Below are 15,304 nucleotides of genomic sequence, written 5' to 3'. Positions count from 1 at the left end.
TGAGGAACCGGTTCGTCATTGCCGGGCTTGACCCGGCAATCCATCAAAGAAGGAACTCTTTAGGACGATGGATGCGCGGGTCAAGCCCGCGCATGACGGCTTAATTTGGAGCGGCTCCTTCCTATATCACTCGCATGCGTCCACAAGACATCCTGCTGCCTGTCGCGAGCGGCCTGTGCTGCAAGCCCGGTGGCTTCCATATCGACCCTGTCCGTCCGGTCGAGCGGGCCGTGATCACCCACGGCCACTCCGACCATGCGCGCCCCGGCCATGGCGCGGTGCTGGCGACGCAGGAAACGCTGGACATGATGCGGCTGCGTTACGGCGAGAATTTTGCCGGCTCGACGCAAGCCATCCGCTATGGCGAGGAAATCCGGCTCGGCGACGTCAGCGTGAAGTTTCATCCCGCCGGACATGTGCTCGGTTCGGCACAGGTCGCGGTGACCTGCAAGGACACCTGCATCGTCGCCTCCGGCGACTACAAGGACGCGCCAGACCCGACCTGCACGCCGTTCGAGCTGGTGCAATGCGACGTCTTCATCACCGAGGCGACGTTCGGGCTGCCGGTATTCCGGCATGGCGATGCCGCCGACGAGGTCAACAAGCTGCTCGCCTCGGTAGCGCTGTTTCCGGAGCGCGCGCATCTGGTCGGCGCCTATTCGCTCGGCAAGGCGCAGCGCGTGATCAAGCTGCTGCGGCAGGCGGGCTATGCCGCACCGGTCTATCTGCATGGCGCGATGGAGAAGATCACCGAGTATTATCAGAGCTGCGGCATCGATCTCGGCGAGCTCAGGCCGGTGAAGGGCGCGAAGAAGGCGGCGCTCGCCGGCACCATCACGCTGGCTCCGCCATCGGCCACCTCCGATCTCTGGACACGGCGCTTTCCTGATCCGGTCACGGCGTTCGCATCAGGATGGATGCGCGTGCGCGCCCGGGCGCGGCAGCGTGGCATCGAGCTGCCGCTGGTAATCTCCGACCACGCCGATTGGGACGGCCTCACCGCCACCATCGCCGCGACCGGCGCCGGCGAAATCTGGGTCACGCACGGCCAGGAAGACGCGCTGGTGCATTGGTGCCAAAGCGAAGGCCTGCAAGCACGGCCACTCGATCTCGTCGGTTATGGCGACGAGGAGGAGAGCGAGGCACCGACCTCTGACGAGGCCGAGGCATGAATCGCTTCGCCGAACTGCTCGATCGTCTCGCCTACGAGCCCGGCCGCAACAACAAGCTGCGGCTGCTCACCGGCTATTTCCGCGAGGTCGGCGATCCCGACCGTGGCTATGCGCTGGCCGCACTCACGGGCGCGCTCAGTTTCAAGCACGCCAAGCCGGCGCTGATCCGCGACCTCATTGCGGCGCGCACCGATCCTGTGCTGTTCGGGCTGAGTTACGATTACGTCGGCGATCTCTCGGAAACGGTGGCGCTGATGTGGCCGAAGGCCGAGCTCGCCGCTCACAACAACCCACCGCCGCCCACCCTCACCGAAGTCGTCACCACGCTGCGCACGCTCGGCAAGACCGAGCTGCCGAAGCAGCTCGAACGCTGGCTCGACGAGCTCGACGAGACCGGGCGCTGGGCGCTGCTGAAGCTCGTCACCGGCGCGCTTCGTATCGGCATCTCGGCACGGCTGGCGAAGACCGCGGCGGCTGCGCTCGGCGACAAGGATCCGCACGAGGTCGAGCTGATCTGGCCCGGCCTTGCACCGCCCTATCTCGACCTGTTCGCCTGGCTGGAGGGCCGCGGCGACAAGCCGGTCAATCGCGATCCCGCGCCGTTCCGGCCCGTGATGCTGGCGCATGCGATCGAGGACAGCGATTTCGCCGCGCTCGATCCCGCCGACTACATCGCCGAATGGAAATGGGATGGCATCCGCGTGCAGGCCGTGGCCAGGCGCGACGAGAGCGGCCACATCACGGCCCGGCTCTATTCGCGCACCGGTGAGGACATTACCGGGAGTTTTCCCGATCTCGTACCGTCGCTGTGTCTGCCCGGCGCAATCGACGGCGAGCTTCTGATCGTGCGCGAGGGCCGTGTACAGAGCTTCAACGTCCTGCAACAGCGGCTCAACCGCAAGGTCGTCTCGCCCAAGCTGATCAAGGAGTTTCCGATCCACCTGCGCGCCTACGATCTGCTCGGCGACGACGAGAACGATCTGCGCGAGCTGCCGTTCACGGAACGGCGCGAACGGCTGGAGACCTTTATCGGGAAGCTAGGCGATCCCCGCATCGATCTGTCGCCCACGGTTCCCTTCGCAAGCTGGGAAGCGCTGACGGCCGCGCGGACCGATCCCGCCAGTGCAGGCGCTGGCGAAGACGCGGACGCCGTCGAGGGCGTGATGCTGAAGCGGCGCGACGCGCCTTATCTCCCGGGGCGACCGAAGGGCCAGTGGTGGAAGTGGAAACGCGATCCGCACATCATCGACGCCGTGCTGATGTATGCGCAGCGCGGCCATGGCAAGCGATCGTCCTATTATTCCGACTACACGTTCGGCGTCTGGACCGCGGGCGAGGGCGGTGACGAGCTGGTGCCGGTCGGCAAAGCCTATTTCGGCTTCACCGACGAGGAACTGTTGCAGATCGACCGCTTCGTCCGCCGCAACACCACGGAAAAATTCGGCCCCGTCCGCCACGTCGTCCACGAGGGCGACAAGGGCTTGGTGCTGGAGGTGGCGTTCGAGGGCCTGCAGCGCTCGCCGCGCCACAAATCCGGCGTCGCCATGCGCTTCCCCCGCATCAGCCGCCTGCGCTGGGACAAGCCGCCGCGTGAGGCGGACCGGCTGGAAACGCTGGAGAGGATGCTGAAGACGGAGGCGGCGGAGGTTTGAGGCGTGAAGGCGATGAGTCTCGACAGTCGCCACGATTGTGGTGCGCTCCCTCGCCCGCTTGCGGGAGAGGGTTGGGGAGAGGGCTGTTTCCGCATTGGGACAATCCCCAAGAGGAGATAGCCCTCTCCCGCGCCTTCGGCGCGACCTCTCCCGCAAGCGGGAGAGGTTTGGGAGCCTGCGGCGCCACCGATGCCACACTCCACATTCCTTCGCTGCCCGAATTAAACTCCCGTAACCCGATTGACCCCCCGTTGCGGGTTCCCCATCTGCCTCGCCGTGCCCTATAATGGGTCGAATCCGCCAAGGAGTTTGAGATGGTCCAAGACGTCAGAGACTTGCCGGCCGGCCGCAATGACGGGCTGAACCGCTTTCTCGGCGGCTCGCCGCTGGCGGTCGCGTTTCGCCTGGTCCTGCTCTCGATCCTGGTCGGCGTCGTGCTCGCCGCGATCGGCTTCGATCCCTGGAACATCCTCACCAGCATCCGCCTGTTGTTCCAGCGTCTGTGGGATCTCGGCTTCGACACCATCAACTGGCTGTGGCGCTACTTCCTGCTCGGCGCAGTCATCGTGATCCCGATCTGGCTGCTCTCGCGCGTGTTCGGCACGCCGCGCGGCCGGTGAGATTTTGAAGGTCCGCAGCCGATGCAACTCCGTTTCGTCGGCTGCGGCGACGCTTTCGGCTCCGGCGGCAGGCTCAACACCTGCTTCCATGTCTCGGGGCGCCAAGCCAACTTCCTGATCGATTGCGGTGCGTCGGCCCTGCCGGCGCTGAAGCGGCTCGATATCGACCGCAACGACATCGATCTCATCCTGATCACGCATTTCCACGGCGATCACTTTGCCGGCCTGCCGTTCTTTCTGCTCGACGCCCAGTTCTCGCGGCGGACGCGGCCGCTGACGATCGCAGGCCCGCAAGGCATCGAGAGGCGGCTGCGTGAGGTGATGGAGGTGCTGTTCGAGCATTCCTCGAAGACGCAGCAGCGCTTCGAGCTCGACGTCATCGAACTCGCGCCCGAGCAGAGCCGGACTTTCGGCGCCGTGACGGTGACGCCCTATCCGGTCGTGCACGGCGAATCCGGCGGGCCCTTCCTCGCCTACCGCGTCGAGGCCGAGGGCCGCACGCTCGCCTACAGCGCCGACACCGAATGGACGGAGACGCTCATTCCGCTGGCGCATGGCGCGGATCTTTTCATTGCCGAAGCCTATATGTACGAGAAGGTGGTGAAGAACCATCTCAGCCTGAAGACCCTGGAACAGCATCTGCCGGCGATCGGCGCCAAGCGGCTCGTCCTTACCCATATGAGCGACGACATGCTGTCGCGCCTCGAGACTCTGCCCCATATGGCGGCCGAGGACGGCATGGTCGTCGTGTTCTGACCATGCACGCGCCCGTCCATTCCAAAGTCGGCACCCGTCAAGTGTTCGCCATTGCCGGCCCGGCGATGGTCGCGAACCTGACCACGCCGCTGATCGGCATTGTCTCGACCACGGCGATCGGGCGGCTCGACGATGCCGCGCTGCTCGGCGGCGTCGCGATGGCCTCGGTGATCTTCGATTGCCTGTTCTGGCTGTTCGGCTTCCTGCGCATGAGCACGCTCGCCTTCACCGCGCAATCGCTGGGCGCGGGCGACACGCGCGAGCCGAGCGCGATCCTGGCGCGCGGGTTCATCGTTGCCGGCCTGATCGGCGCCGCGCTGATCCTGCTGCAACTGCCGCTGGCTGCCGTGCTGTTCGACCTCATGGGCGGCAGCGAGGGTGTGACGCGGGCCGCGAAGACCTACTTCAAGATCCGGATCTGGTCGTCGCCGTTCGCGCTCGCCAATTACGTCATCCTAGGCTGGCTGATCGGCCAGGCCCGCGCCAATTCGGCCTTGTTGCTTCAGGTCGTCATCAACCTCGTCAACATGGCGGCAACGATCCTGCTGGTGCTGGTCTACGACACCGGCATCGCCGGTGCCGCGATCGCCGCGCTGTTGTCGGAAGCGATCGGCTTCGCCCTCGGCGTGATCGTCTGCCGGCATTATGCCGATGACGGCTTCGCCGTGCCGTATGCGACCCTGCTCGACCGCGACAAGCTGTTGCGGTTGCTGGCGGTGAACACCGACATCCTGATTCGCACGGCGGCGCTGATCGCCGTGTTCCTGTTCTTCACCGCAAAGGGCGCGCAGGCCGGCGACGTCACGCTGGCCGCCAACTCCGTGCTCAACAATTTCCTGCTGGTCAGCGCCTTCTTCCTCGACGGTCTCGCCAACGCCGCGCAACAGCTGTGCGGCCGCGCCGTTGGCGCGCGCGATGCAAAAGGCTTTGCGGATTCGACCCGGCTGGTGCTGCTATGGGGCCTCGGCTTCGCGCTGGTGGTGTCGGGGCTGTTCGCGCTGTTCGGGCCGGCTCTGATCGATGTCATGACGGCGAGTGACGACGTCCGCCGTGCCGCGCGCGAATTCCTGCCGTTCGTCGTGCTCGCACCCATTCCCGGCGTGTTCGCCTTCGGCTTCGACGGCATCTATATCGGCGCGACCTGGGCACGCGAGATGCGCAATCTGATGCTGGCTTCGCTCGCCATCTTCTTCGCCGCCTGGTGGGCGCTGCAATCGCTCGGCAATGCCGGGCTGTGGTGCGCGCTGATGGCCTCCTACCTCTCGCGCGGCGGCTTGCAGGCCGCGAGGTATCCCGCGCAGTTCAGGAAGACCTTTCCGAAATCGTAGCCCGGATGGAGCGCAGCGTAATCCGGGGCCTTCGCGCTTGAGGAGACACCCCGGATTGCGCTGCGCTCCATCCGGGCTACGGGAGACCGCCTCACATCCCCGGCCAGTCTTCCGCGGTGAGCGTCGCGGCATCGGCGCCGACGATCTCGGACAGCGAGTCCCGTCCCGTCCGCAGCAGCGTCGAGGTGAGGTCGCGCTTGATCTCGTCGACGAGGCCGAGGCCCTTGTAGATCAGGGACGAATAGAGCTGGATCAGGCTCGCGCCGGCGCGGATCTTGGTCAGCGCGGCACCGCCCGAATCGACGCCGCCGACGCCGATCAGCGGGAACGCGCCCTCGACGCGCACATAGGTCTCCGCGACCATCCGCGTCGACAGGCGGAACAGCGGCCGGCCGGACAGGCCGCCTTGCTCCCTGGCGCGCATCTCCTCCCGCAGCGTGCTCGGCCGCGCGATCGTCGTGTTCGACACGATCATGCCGTCGACCCGGCGCGAGCGCGCCACCTGCACAACATCGTCGAGCTGTGCGAGGCTCAAATCCGGGGCGATCTTGAGCAGCACCGGCGTGTCGCCGGCCTTCTGCCTAACACGCTCGCGGGCGTCGATCACCCTGGCGAGGAGATCGTCGAGCAGGGCGCCTTCCTGCAGATTGCGCAAGCCCGGCGTGTTCGGCGAGGAGACGTTGACGGTGAAATAGCTCGCGACCGGCGCAAAGGTCTCGATCAGCTTGACGTAATCGGCGATGCGGTCCGGCGAATCCTTGTTGGCGCCGACATTGACGCCGACGATGCCGCCGTGCTGCGCGCGCGCGGCAAGCCGGCGCAGCGCGACGTCGGCGCCGTCATTGTTGAAGCCCATGCGGTTGATGACGGCCTCGTCGCGCTCCAGACGAAACAGTCGCGGCCGCGGATTGCCGATTTGCGGCTTCGGCGTCACCGAGCCGATCTCGACGAAGCCGAAGCCGAGCCGCAGCAGTGCATCCGGCACCTCGGCGCTCTTGTCGAAGCCTGCGGCCATGCCGATCGGATTGGGAAAGTTGAGCCCGAAGGCGCGCATCGCGAGCTTGGGATCGTCAGCGCGCGGCTTGACCGGCGGCAGGAAGCGCAGGCCCTGGATCGCGAGGCGATGGGCGTCTTCCGGATCGAGCCAGCGCAGCACCGGCAGCGAAAAGGCGTCGAAAGCGCGGATCACGGCAGCAACTCCGGAGTGTCGTGGCCGCCGTCGGAGCGGATGTTGAGGTTCATCACCGACAGCACCGCGCCGAGGTCGAGCTCGCCATAGAGATGGGGAAACAGCTCGTCATTGCGCGAGCGCTCCCAGCGCAGCACGCTGCCGAGCACGTCGCCGTCCACCTCGACCAGGAACAGCGCGCGCTGGCCGAAATAATGCTTGCGCAAGGTCTCGGGAACCTGGGCAGCGGTGGAGAAGTGGATGAAGCCGTCGCGCGCATCGTCCGCGCTGCCCCGGTAGATGCCCTGCCGTTCCGCCTCGCGCCAGGCCGAGGCCGGACAGATTTTGTAGATCTTGACCACCGCTTGTGGAGCCCTTTGAATTTCCCGGGTTTTTCGTCTCTTGCGGGTCTTGAAACCCGGCCGCGACCGTAAAGGCCACACCTCTCGAACTCAAGCGCTTGACGCGCCTGCCCTATCGCCTCTTGCGCGAAAAACGGAAAACCGGTTGATTTGAGGATAGTTTTCCTGAGTTGCGACGGGCTGGACCTTGCATGGTCAGACAGGCCAAAGCGCGGAGGATACTGACGCACGACCAGATCTGGGTCGCCCTGGATCGGCTGGCGGCGCGCGCCGGTCTGTCGCCGTCCGGTCTTGCCAAGCGCGCCGGGCTCGATCCCACCACTTTCAACAGGTCCAAGCGCGTCACCCCGGACGGCCGCGAGCGCTGGCCCTCGACCGAATCGATCGCAAAGGCGCTGGCCGCGGCCGATTCCTCGATCGAGAGCTTTGCACGGCTGATCGACGAGGACGGAGGCGACAGCCGCTCGGTACCGCTGCTCGGCTTCGCGCTGGCCGGTGCGAGCGGCGCTTTCGACGAGGCCGGCCTTCCTTCCGGCAAGGGCTGGACCGAGACCGCGCTTCCCACCGCAGAGGACAGCCACGCCTTTGCGCTGGAGATTTCCGGTGATGCGCTCGCGCCTGTGTATCGCAGCGGCGACATCGTCCTTGTCTCGCCCGGTACGCCGATCCGCAAAGGGGATCGTGTGGTGGTGAAGACCAGGAAGGGTGAGGTGCTCGTCGCGACGTTGAAGCGCCGCACTGCCAGGGCGCTGGACTTGCAGCCGCTCGAGGCGGCGCAGGCCGCGCGCACGATCGTGGCGAGCGACATTGGCTGGATCGCGCGCATCGTTTGGGCAAGCCAGTGATCGCGTCGCTCCCGGATCATGACACCGCCGGGCATCTCGCTCCGGCGAACTTGCGACTCAGCGCTGCTCTCGCCTAGGTTCCCTCGCATTGCCGGTCAAATTTATCGCAGGGGACATAAGATGAATCGCCGTCATGCTCTGAAGGCTCTCGCGGGTCTTGCGCTCTGTCCGGTGTGCAAGCCGAGCTTCGCCGCCGAAGGCGCACATTGGAGCTATGAGGGCGTCGGCGGCCCGGCCAAATGGGGCGATCTTGATGCGGCAAACAAAACCTGCGCGGTCGGCCTGCAGCAATCGCCGATCGACATCGAGGGGACGATCAAGTCACAATTGCCGGTTCTGAAGCTGAACTGGGGCAAGAGCGCCGACACCATCGTCAACAACGGGCACACGATCCAGCTCAATTTCGCCGAGGGCAGCACGTTGATGCTCGGCGACGTCAAGCACACGCTGCTTCAGGTGCACTTCCACCGGCCGAGCGAGCACATGATCGGCGGCAAGAATTTTCCGATGGAGGCGCATTTCGTCCATCGCAACGAAGCCGGCGGCCTCGCCGTGGTCGGCGTGCTGATGGCCGAGGGCAGGCCGAACCCGGCTTTCGGCAAGATCGTCAAGACCATGCCGGCGGCGGAAGGTCCCGCGGTGAAGGCGGATGCGGGCATCGATCCGCACGCCATGCTGCCAACGAAACTCAGCTACTTCCGCTATCCCGGCTCGCTGACGACCCCGCCCTGTTCGGAAGTGGTCGAATGGCTGCTGCTGACCACGCCTATCCAGGTGTCGGCCAGCGATGTCGCCGCGTTCGCAAAACTCTATCCGATGAACGCGCGCCCGGTGCAGAAGGACAACCGGCGTTACGTGCTGAAGTCGATCTGAGCGGGAGTCCCGTAGCCCGGATGAGCGCAGCGACATCCGGGACCGCTTGCGCGACATGCAAAGACCCCGGATCTCGCTGCGCTCATCCGGGCTACGCGTCCGCGACTTACCTCACGCGCTCCTTGCCAGCGCGCCGTCGATCATGTTGACCGCGTTCTGCACGCCGTACACCGCGACGAAGGAGCCGAAGCGCGGGCCCTTCTCCTGGCCGAGCAGCACCTGGTAGAGCATGTTGAACCAGTCCAGCGTGACGCCGGGACGTCCGTCCTTGCCCTTCTTGACCTGGTCGAGGAACGGCTCGCGGCGGCCGATCTCGTAGACGACGTTCTGGATGTCCTCTGGCGTTGCGTCCTGCGCAAGCTGTGACAGCGCATCGCGCAGATCCTGCAGCGCCGCCCGCTCGGTTTCGTTCGGCACGCGAAACTGCTTCGTCGGCGCGACGAAGTCGCGGTAATAATTGATGGCGTAGCCGACCATCGCATCGAGCTTCGGATGCGTCTGCGGGCTCACGCCCGGACGATAGCGGCCGATGAAACCCCACAGCGTCTCGGCGTTCTCCGCGTTCGACGACGACACCAGCGTCAGCAGGAGCTGGAAGGTGACGGGCATGTCGCCCTGCGGCGGCTTGCCGTTGTGGATGTGCCAGACCGGATTGCCGAGCTGCTGCTTGTCGTCCTGCCTGGCGAAGCCGTCGCTGAACTGCTGATAGTCGTCGACGTTGCGCGGGATGACGTCGAAATACAGCCGCTTCGCCGCCTTCGGTTCGCGATACATGAACAGCGACAGCGATTCCGGCGAGGCGTAGCGCAGCCATTCGTCGATGGTGAGGCCGTTGCCCTTCGACTTCGAGATCTTCTGGCCCTTCTCGTCGAGGAAGAGCTCGTAGTTGAAGCCTTCGGGCGGCGTGGCGCCGAGCGCCCTGGTGATCGCGCCGGAGAGCTTCACCGAATCGATCAGATCCTTGCCGGCCATCTCGTAGTCGACGCCGAGCGCGACCCAGCGCATCGCCCAATCGGCCTTCCACTGACACTTGACGTTGCCGCCGGTGACCGGCGTTTCGACTTCCTGGTTGGTGTCGGGGTCGAGATAGGTCACCGTGCCGGCGGCGACATCGCGGCGGATCATCGGGACCTGCAGCACGACACCGGTGGTCTTGCTGATCGGAAGGAACGGCGAATAGGTGGCGCGGCGATCGGGTCCGAGCGTCGGCAGGATGATCGCCATGACCTGGTCGTAGACGGCAAGCATCTTGAGCAGCGTCGCGTCGAAGCGGCCTGACGTGTAGTAGTCGGTCGAGCTCGCGAATTCGTAGTCGAAGCCGAAATGATCCAGAAACGCGCGCAGGCGCGCGTTGTTGTGCGCGCCGAACGAGGGGTACTCGTTGGAGAACGGATCCGGCACCCGCGTCAGCGGCTTGCCGAGATGCGCGGTCAGCATCTCCTTGTTCGGCACGTTGTCCGGCACCTTCCGAAACCCGTCCATGTCGTCGGAGAACGCCAAGAGGCGCGTCTTGATCTTGTCCTCGGTCAGCACGCGGAAGGCATGGCGCACCATCGAGGTGCGCGCGACCTCGCCGAACGTGCCGATATGCGGCAGGCCTGACGGTCCGTAGCCGGTCTCGAACAGCACCTCGTCCTTCGGGCTTTTCTTCAGCCGCGCGACAATGGCCTTGGCCTGCTCGAACGGCCAGGCGTTGGATTGTTCGGCGAGCGTGCGCAGATCGCTCGGGCTCATGTTGGGATCGATAACGGACATTAAGAAGGGCCTCCGGGCCGCGGAAAATAGCGATTTCCCGGCAGAATGCAAAAGTTGGCGCGCAACGATCGCGGAATCGTAGGGTGGGCAAAGCGAAGCGTGCCCACGACTTCAAAAGACGTGGGCACGGCGCTTGCGCGCCTTTGCCCACCCTACGGCAGTTTGTTCGCCGCAAGCGTAGCGAAAGATCAGAACGGGCTCACCGAGAAATACCGCAGCCACAGATCGGTGTAGCGGCCTTTTTCCCAGACCCGGAACAGGGCCCAGTTCAGGGCCTGGCGCAGCACGTCGTTGCCCTTGCGCACGGCGATGCCGATGCCTTCGCCGAAGAAACGGCTCTCGACGAAGGGACCGCCGGAGAAGGCGCAGCAATCGCCGGAATCGGTGCCGTTGATCCAGAACGCGAGCGAGATGGCATCACCGAAGATGAAATCGACCTCGCCCTTGCGCAAAGCGCTGCGGAGCGCGTCGTCGTTGGGATAGGGGTGCAGCTCGGCGTCGGTGAACATCGCCTTGAGATAGGCCTCGTGCGCGGAGCCGGCGATGACGCCGACCTTCTTGCCCTCGAGATATTCGGGTCGGATCTCCGGCATCACCGCATCCTTGCGCGAGGCGAAGCGCGCCGGCACCCGGTAATAGGGATCGGTGAAGTCGACGCGGGCGCGCAGCTGCGGGCTCACCGCCATCGAGGCGATGATGGCGTCGCCGCGGTTGGAGGAGAGCGCGTCGACCAGCGTCTCGAAGCGGCGCATCTGCACCGTGCAGGTGACCTTGATCTCCTCGCACAGGCTGCGTGCGAGATCGACGTTGAAGCCGGCCGGGTTGCCGTCGGCGCCGGTGAAATTGAAGGGCGGATAGTCGGTCTCGGTCAGGAAGCGGATCACGGTCAGGCGCGACAGGTCCGGCCGCTCCGGCCGCCGCCGCGGGTCCCAGAAGCTCGGCACGGCCTGCGGGGCGGCCTGCGCGACCCGAGGTGCGGCTTGCTGCGTCTCCTGGGGCGCCGCCGGGGGCGGCTGCTTGGCTGGGGTCTGGGCCTTGGCGTCGGGCAACCCTGCGAGCAGGCAGGCACCGACCGCCAGCCCCGCCAGCAAGCTACGGGCAGATTTGGACGATTTCGCCTGTTGCGATGGAGCCATCGGCCGGAAATGAACGAATTTCATTGGGATCGGAGGGCGTTATAGACCATCCCGGCGGGAAGGCGAGTGCGGAATGTGGCGACGGTCGTCATGCCCGGGCTTGACCCGGGCATCCACGTTCTCCGTCCCGCGGGCTTAGGCGTGGATGGAGGGATCAAGCTCGGCCATGACGATGTGGGAGCAGGTGGGCTCGAACGGCAGCCCTCAGAGATACTTCTTCAAATCCGCCGCCGCCTCGTCCGGCGTCCGCTTCAGATTGAACGGCGAGACGAAGCGGCCGTCGCGGTCCATCAGGTAGATCAGCGCGGTGTGGTCCATGGTGTAGTCGCCGTCCTTGGTCGGGACCTTCTTGGCGTAGACCCGGTAGGAGGTGATGACCTTGGCGGTCTCGGCGGGATCGCCGCTGAGGCCTTCGAGGTGCGGATCGAAGCTCGACAGATAATCCTTCATGATCGCCGGCGTGTCGCGTTCGGGATCGACCGAGATGAAGACGGCATTGACCTTGTCGGCATCCTTGCCCAGCGCGCGCAGCACTTCCGAGATCTCGAACAGCGAGGTCGGGCAGACGTCGGGGCAATGGGTGTAGCCGAAGAAGATCAGGGTCGGCTTGCCCTTGAGGCTCTTGTCGGTGACCGCCTTGCCGTTCTGGTCGGTCAGCTGGAACGGGCCGCCGATCGCGGCCGGCTGCGCCACCTTGCTGACGCCGCCCATGGCCCAGAACATGATCAGGAGGCCGGCAACGAGGCTTGCGGCGAAGGCGGTCGCGATCACCAGCGGACGGGCGGCGGAACTCATGAGCGGAAAACTTCCTGTGGCGGATCAGAAGCAGGCAGCGAAGCCGGTCCTGATCATTTCGAAGAACATCTGCGTGCCGTAGTGGAACCACAGTGCCAGCGCGCCCAGCACCAGCAATCCGCCGATCCCCGCGCCCGCCAACAGCAGCACGAACGGCGTCCGGCCGGCAGTGGGCGAATTGTCCTGTAGCGGATGCGATGGGTGCAGCGGTTGAGCCATGAAACGATCGGGGCAACGATCGGGGCGAAGGCCCCAGTTCCCAGCCTCAGATAAGCCCTGGCCCGCCTGCGGGCAAGGCACCGCTGGCGGGCCGGAACGGTCCGTCAGGCCGAGAAGGTCAGCGCAGCTGGCCCCGGGCGGATTCGATCTGGTCAGATTGCGGGAGCGGCCGGCGCGACGGCTTGATGGCCGAGGCCTGCGCGTCCAGGTAGCAGGGCTTGTACATGGCCTGGAGCTGCTTGCCCCTCAGGAACAGCATGTGCGGGGTCAAGCCGCCGCGCTGGTTGATCCAACGCTTCACCTGCGAAGGATACATCATATACAGCATCTGGGTCGCCTCGGTGTTGGTGACGGCGCGGCCGTTGCTGCCGAAATCCCAGGCGGCGTGGAAGCCGAGCGTCGCGCTCGAAGTCACGCAGATGCGGTCATGCGGAATGGCGCCGAGAACGATAGTGCAGGCCGAGGCGCAGAGGCCGTCGATGATGACGGTGTCGCCTGACTGCCTGAGGTCCTGGTATTTGTCGACGTAGGTTCCGATCCGGCCACCGCGGTCATCCGCGATCCGAACCACCGCGTGAGAAGCCCCCATGCAAGCGATGAGGAGAACTGCCGCCAGCAACCCCGTCAGAAACTTCATTGTCCCCGCCCCAGTCGAATTCGAATCTGCGTGTCAGGTGATGATGCGCGACTAGCGTCCGTCGTAACCGAGGTTTTGTCTAGGCAGGCCGGCTCGCTCAAAACAAATTCAAATCCAGTGTTGCGGCGGCGCTGCACTCGGCGGGTCTCGATCCCGAAGTGGAACAAGTTAATGATGTCTTACGCGCCACACCCTTGATCTCAGTTGCAACCGCTGGCTTCAATCCGGGCAAATACAGGGGAACTTCATGGAGGGGGAAGCACATGGCTGAAGAGACCGACGTCATCGTCGTCGGCGCGGGCCTGTCGGGACTGGTTGCCGCAACCGAGATTGCCGACGCAGGCAAGCGCGTGATCGTGGTCGACCAGGAGGGCGAGCAGTCGATCGGCGGCCAGGCGTTCTGGTCGTTCGGCGGCTTGTTCCTGGTCGATTCGCCGGAGCAGCGCCGGCTCGGCATCAAGGATTCCTTCGACCTGGCCATGCAGGACTGGATCGGTGCCGCCGGCTTCGACCGCGACGAGGATTTCTGGCCGCGGCAATGGGCGGAGGCCTATGTGGCGTTCGCGGCCGGCGAAAAGCGCGCCTGGCTGCGGGCGATGGGCCATCGCTTCTTTCCGGTGGTCGGCTGGGCCGAGCGCGGCGGCTATGACGCGATGGGCCACGGCAATTCAGTGCCGCGCTTTCACGTCACCTGGGGCACCGGCCCCGGCATCGTCGAGCCGTTCGAGCGTCGGGCGCGCGAGGCGATGAAGAGCGGCCGGCTGGTCTTCAGGTTCCGTCACCGCGTCGACGCGCTCTCCATCACCAACGGCAGAGTGGATGGCGTCAGCGGTGCTGTCCTCGCCCCCGATACGATCGAACGCGGCAAGAGCACCTCGCGCAATGTCGTCGGCGAATTTGCGCTGAAGGCGCAGGCCGTGATCGTGGCGTCCGGCGGCATCGGCGGCAATCACGAGCTGGTGCGGCAGAATTGGCCGAAGCGGCTGGGCGAGCCGCCGAAATTCATGATCTCGGGCGTGCCCGAACATGTCGATGGCCGCATGATCGGCATCACCGGGAAATCAGGTGCGCGGCTGATCAATCGCGACCGCATGTGGCATTATGTCGAGGGTATCCAGAACTGGAATCCGATCTGGCCGCGCCATGGCATCCGCATCCTGCCCGGCCCCTCCTCGATGTGGTTCGATGCCACGGGCACGCGATTGCCGGCGCCGCTATTCCCCGGCTCCGACACGCTCGGGCAGCTCCAGTACATCATGTCGACCGGCTATGATTATTCCTGGTTCATCCTGACCCAGAGCATCATCAAGAAGGAGTTTGCGCTGTCGGGCTCGGAGCAGAACCCGGACCTGACCGGCAAGAGCTGGCGCATGACCCTGCGCCGCGCCACCAACAAGGGGGCGCCGGCGCCGGTCGAAGCATTCAAAAGCCATGGTGTCGACTTCATCGTGCGCGACAAGATCGAGGACCTCGTCGCGGCCATGAACAAGCTTGCCGGCAGCGACCTCCTCAAGATCGAGCACATCAGGATGCAGATCGAGGCGCGCGACCGCGAGATCGCCAATCCGTACGTCAAGGATGCGCAGGTGATGAACATCCACAATGCGCGCCGCTATATCGGCGACAGGCTGATCCGCACTGCCTCCCCACACAGGATCCTGGATCCCGCGCAAGGGCCGCTGATCGCGGTCAAGCTCAACATCCTCACCCGCAAGACGCTGGGCGGCTTCGAGACCGATCTCGAATCCCGTGTGTTCGGCAGCGAGGGCAGTGTCATTCCCGGCCTCTATGCGGTCGGCGAAGCCGCCGGCTTCGGCGGCGGCGGCGTACACGGCTATCGCTCGCTGGAGGGCACCTTCCTCGGCGGCTGCCTGTTCTCGGGCCGCAATGCGGGCCGGTCCGCCGCCAAGGCGGTGGGCTGAATTGTTCGGTCCGCTTCGATAAGCCGCGCATGCGTTGCCAGCGACGCATGCGCCGCCGGGGTGG

15 protein-coding genes are annotated in these 15,304 nt (G+C 65.4%); 8 read left to right on the top strand and 7 right to left on the bottom strand.

The window, feature by feature from the left end; genetic code table 11:
• Positions 1-134: 134 nt before the first annotated feature.
• From CIT39_RS31725 to CIT39_RS31705, 5 genes are all read left to right on the top strand, one after another.
• Positions 135-1,172: a ligase-associated DNA damage response exonuclease gene (locus CIT39_RS31725; protein ID WP_094976386.1), complete on the top strand. Its 1,038-nt coding sequence runs from the start codon at positions 135-137 to the stop codon at positions 1,170-1,172.
• Positions 1,169-2,824 (top strand): ATP-dependent DNA ligase, encoded by a 1,656-nt coding sequence (locus tag CIT39_RS31720; RefSeq protein ID WP_094976387.1) that lies wholly within the window; start codon positions 1,169-1,171, stop codon positions 2,822-2,824. The genes CIT39_RS31725 and CIT39_RS31720 overlap by 4 nt, the downstream gene beginning before the upstream one ends.
• Positions 2,825-3,138: 314 nt before the next feature.
• Positions 3,139-3,444, top strand: coding sequence for a DUF6460 domain-containing protein (locus CIT39_RS31715; RefSeq protein WP_018320831.1), 306 nt, complete (start codon positions 3,139-3,141; stop codon positions 3,442-3,444).
• 21 nt (positions 3,445-3,465) lie between these two features.
• The gene (locus CIT39_RS31710) at positions 3,466-4,200 is read left to right on the top strand and encodes an MBL fold metallo-hydrolase (RefSeq protein ID WP_094976388.1); all 735 of its coding nucleotides are present in this window, start codon (positions 3,466-3,468) and stop codon (positions 4,198-4,200) included.
• Between the two features lie 2 nt (positions 4,201-4,202).
• A complete protein-coding gene (locus CIT39_RS31705) occupies positions 4,203-5,528 on the top strand; it encodes an MATE family efflux transporter (protein ID WP_094976389.1) in 1,326 nt (441 codons plus the stop codon).
• A 91-nt stretch (positions 5,529-5,619) separates the two neighbouring features.
• Here CIT39_RS31705 and CIT39_RS31700 read toward each other — a convergent pair whose 3' ends face one another.
• Both CIT39_RS31700 and CIT39_RS31695 read right to left on the bottom strand, forming a co-directional pair.
• Positions 5,620-6,717 (bottom strand): quinone-dependent dihydroorotate dehydrogenase, encoded by a 1,098-nt coding sequence (locus CIT39_RS31700; protein WP_094976390.1) that lies wholly within the window; start codon positions 6,715-6,717, stop codon positions 5,620-5,622.
• On the bottom strand, positions 6,714-7,058 hold the full coding sequence (locus CIT39_RS31695; protein WP_094976391.1) for a DUF952 domain-containing protein: 345 nt from the start codon (positions 7,056-7,058) through the stop codon (positions 6,714-6,716). The genes CIT39_RS31700 and CIT39_RS31695 overlap by 4 nt, the downstream gene beginning before the upstream one ends.
• 191 nt (positions 7,059-7,249) lie before the next feature.
• Here CIT39_RS31695 and CIT39_RS31690 point away from each other — a divergent pair, with 191 nt between their 5' ends.
• Complete coding sequence (locus tag CIT39_RS31690) at positions 7,250-7,903, top strand: S24 family peptidase (RefSeq protein ID WP_094976392.1); 654 nt, start codon at positions 7,250-7,252, stop codon at positions 7,901-7,903.
• 120 nt (positions 7,904-8,023) lie between these two features.
• On the top strand, positions 8,024-8,776 hold the full coding sequence (locus CIT39_RS31685) for a carbonic anhydrase (RefSeq protein WP_094976393.1): 753 nt from the start codon (positions 8,024-8,026) through the stop codon (positions 8,774-8,776).
• A gap of 111 nt (positions 8,777-8,887) precedes the next feature.
• Here the strand turns inward: CIT39_RS31685 and CIT39_RS31680 are convergent, their stop codons facing one another.
• The 5 genes from CIT39_RS31680 to CIT39_RS31660 all read right to left on the bottom strand — a co-directional run bounded on the left by CIT39_RS31680 (position 8,888) and on the right by CIT39_RS31660 (position 13,318).
• Positions 8,888-10,531, bottom strand: a complete 1,644-nt coding sequence (locus tag CIT39_RS31680) for a lysine--tRNA ligase (protein WP_094976394.1) — start codon at positions 10,529-10,531, stop codon at positions 8,888-8,890.
• 188 nt (positions 10,532-10,719) lie between these two features.
• On the bottom strand, positions 10,720-11,667 hold the full coding sequence (locus tag CIT39_RS31675) for a transporter substrate-binding domain-containing protein (RefSeq protein WP_094977038.1): 948 nt from the start codon (positions 11,665-11,667) through the stop codon (positions 10,720-10,722).
• Between the two features lie 204 nt (positions 11,668-11,871).
• Positions 11,872-12,462, bottom strand: a complete 591-nt coding sequence (locus CIT39_RS31670) for an SCO family protein (RefSeq protein ID WP_094976395.1) — start codon at positions 12,460-12,462, stop codon at positions 11,872-11,874.
• Positions 12,463-12,486: 24 nt separating this feature from the next.
• Positions 12,487-12,681 (bottom strand): hypothetical protein, encoded by a 195-nt coding sequence (locus CIT39_RS31665; RefSeq protein ID WP_028140870.1) that lies wholly within the window; start codon positions 12,679-12,681, stop codon positions 12,487-12,489.
• Between the two features lie 118 nt (positions 12,682-12,799).
• Positions 12,800-13,318 (bottom strand): hypothetical protein, encoded by a 519-nt coding sequence (locus tag CIT39_RS31660; RefSeq protein ID WP_094976396.1) that lies wholly within the window; start codon positions 13,316-13,318, stop codon positions 12,800-12,802.
• A gap of 263 nt (positions 13,319-13,581) precedes the next feature.
• Between CIT39_RS31660 and CIT39_RS31655 the strand changes: the two genes are divergently transcribed.
• A complete protein-coding gene (locus CIT39_RS31655) occupies positions 13,582-15,240 on the top strand; it encodes an FAD-binding dehydrogenase (RefSeq protein ID WP_094976397.1) in 1,659 nt (552 codons plus the stop codon).
• Positions 15,241-15,304: the final 64 nt, after the last annotated feature.

This window comes from Bradyrhizobium symbiodeficiens, from assembly GCF_002266465.3.
GTDB lineage: Bacteria > Pseudomonadota > Alphaproteobacteria > Rhizobiales > Xanthobacteraceae > Bradyrhizobium > Bradyrhizobium symbiodeficiens.
This window is presented reverse-complemented; position numbering and strand designations above follow the sequence as displayed.

Excerpts from the sequence above, each read along its gene's own strand:
- CIT39_RS31725 (WP_094976386.1), top strand. The coding sequence starts at position 135 with ATGCGTCCACAAGACATCCTGCTGCCTGTCGCGAGCGGCCTGTGCTGC.
- CIT39_RS31720 (WP_094976387.1), top strand. The coding sequence starts at position 1,169 with ATGAATCGCTTCGCCGAACTGCTCGATCGTCTCGCCTACGAGCCCGGC.
- CIT39_RS31715 (WP_018320831.1), top strand. The coding sequence starts at position 3,139 with ATGGTCCAAGACGTCAGAGACTTGCCGGCCGGCCGCAATGACGGGCTG.
- CIT39_RS31710 (WP_094976388.1), top strand. The coding sequence starts at position 3,466 with ATGCAACTCCGTTTCGTCGGCTGCGGCGACGCTTTCGGCTCCGGCGGC.
- CIT39_RS31705 (WP_094976389.1), top strand. The coding sequence starts at position 4,203 with ATGCACGCGCCCGTCCATTCCAAAGTCGGCACCCGTCAAGTGTTCGCC.
- CIT39_RS31690 (WP_094976392.1), top strand. The coding sequence starts at position 7,250 with ATGGTCAGACAGGCCAAAGCGCGGAGGATACTGACGCACGACCAGATC.
- CIT39_RS31685 (WP_094976393.1), top strand. The coding sequence starts at position 8,024 with ATGAATCGCCGTCATGCTCTGAAGGCTCTCGCGGGTCTTGCGCTCTGT.
- CIT39_RS31680 (WP_094976394.1), bottom strand. The coding sequence starts at position 10,531 with ATGTCCGTTATCGATCCCAACATGAGCCCGAGCGATCTGCGCACGCTC.
- CIT39_RS31675 (WP_094977038.1), bottom strand. The coding sequence starts at position 11,667 with ATGGCTCCATCGCAACAGGCGAAATCGTCCAAATCTGCCCGTAGCTTG.
- CIT39_RS31670 (WP_094976395.1), bottom strand. The coding sequence starts at position 12,462 with ATGAGTTCCGCCGCCCGTCCGCTGGTGATCGCGACCGCCTTCGCCGCA.
- CIT39_RS31665 (WP_028140870.1), bottom strand. The coding sequence starts at position 12,681 with ATGGCTCAACCGCTGCACCCATCGCATCCGCTACAGGACAATTCGCCC.
- CIT39_RS31660 (WP_094976396.1), bottom strand. The coding sequence starts at position 13,318 with ATGAAGTTTCTGACGGGGTTGCTGGCGGCAGTTCTCCTCATCGCTTGC.
- CIT39_RS31655 (WP_094976397.1), top strand. The coding sequence starts at position 13,582 with ATGGCTGAAGAGACCGACGTCATCGTCGTCGGCGCGGGCCTGTCGGGA.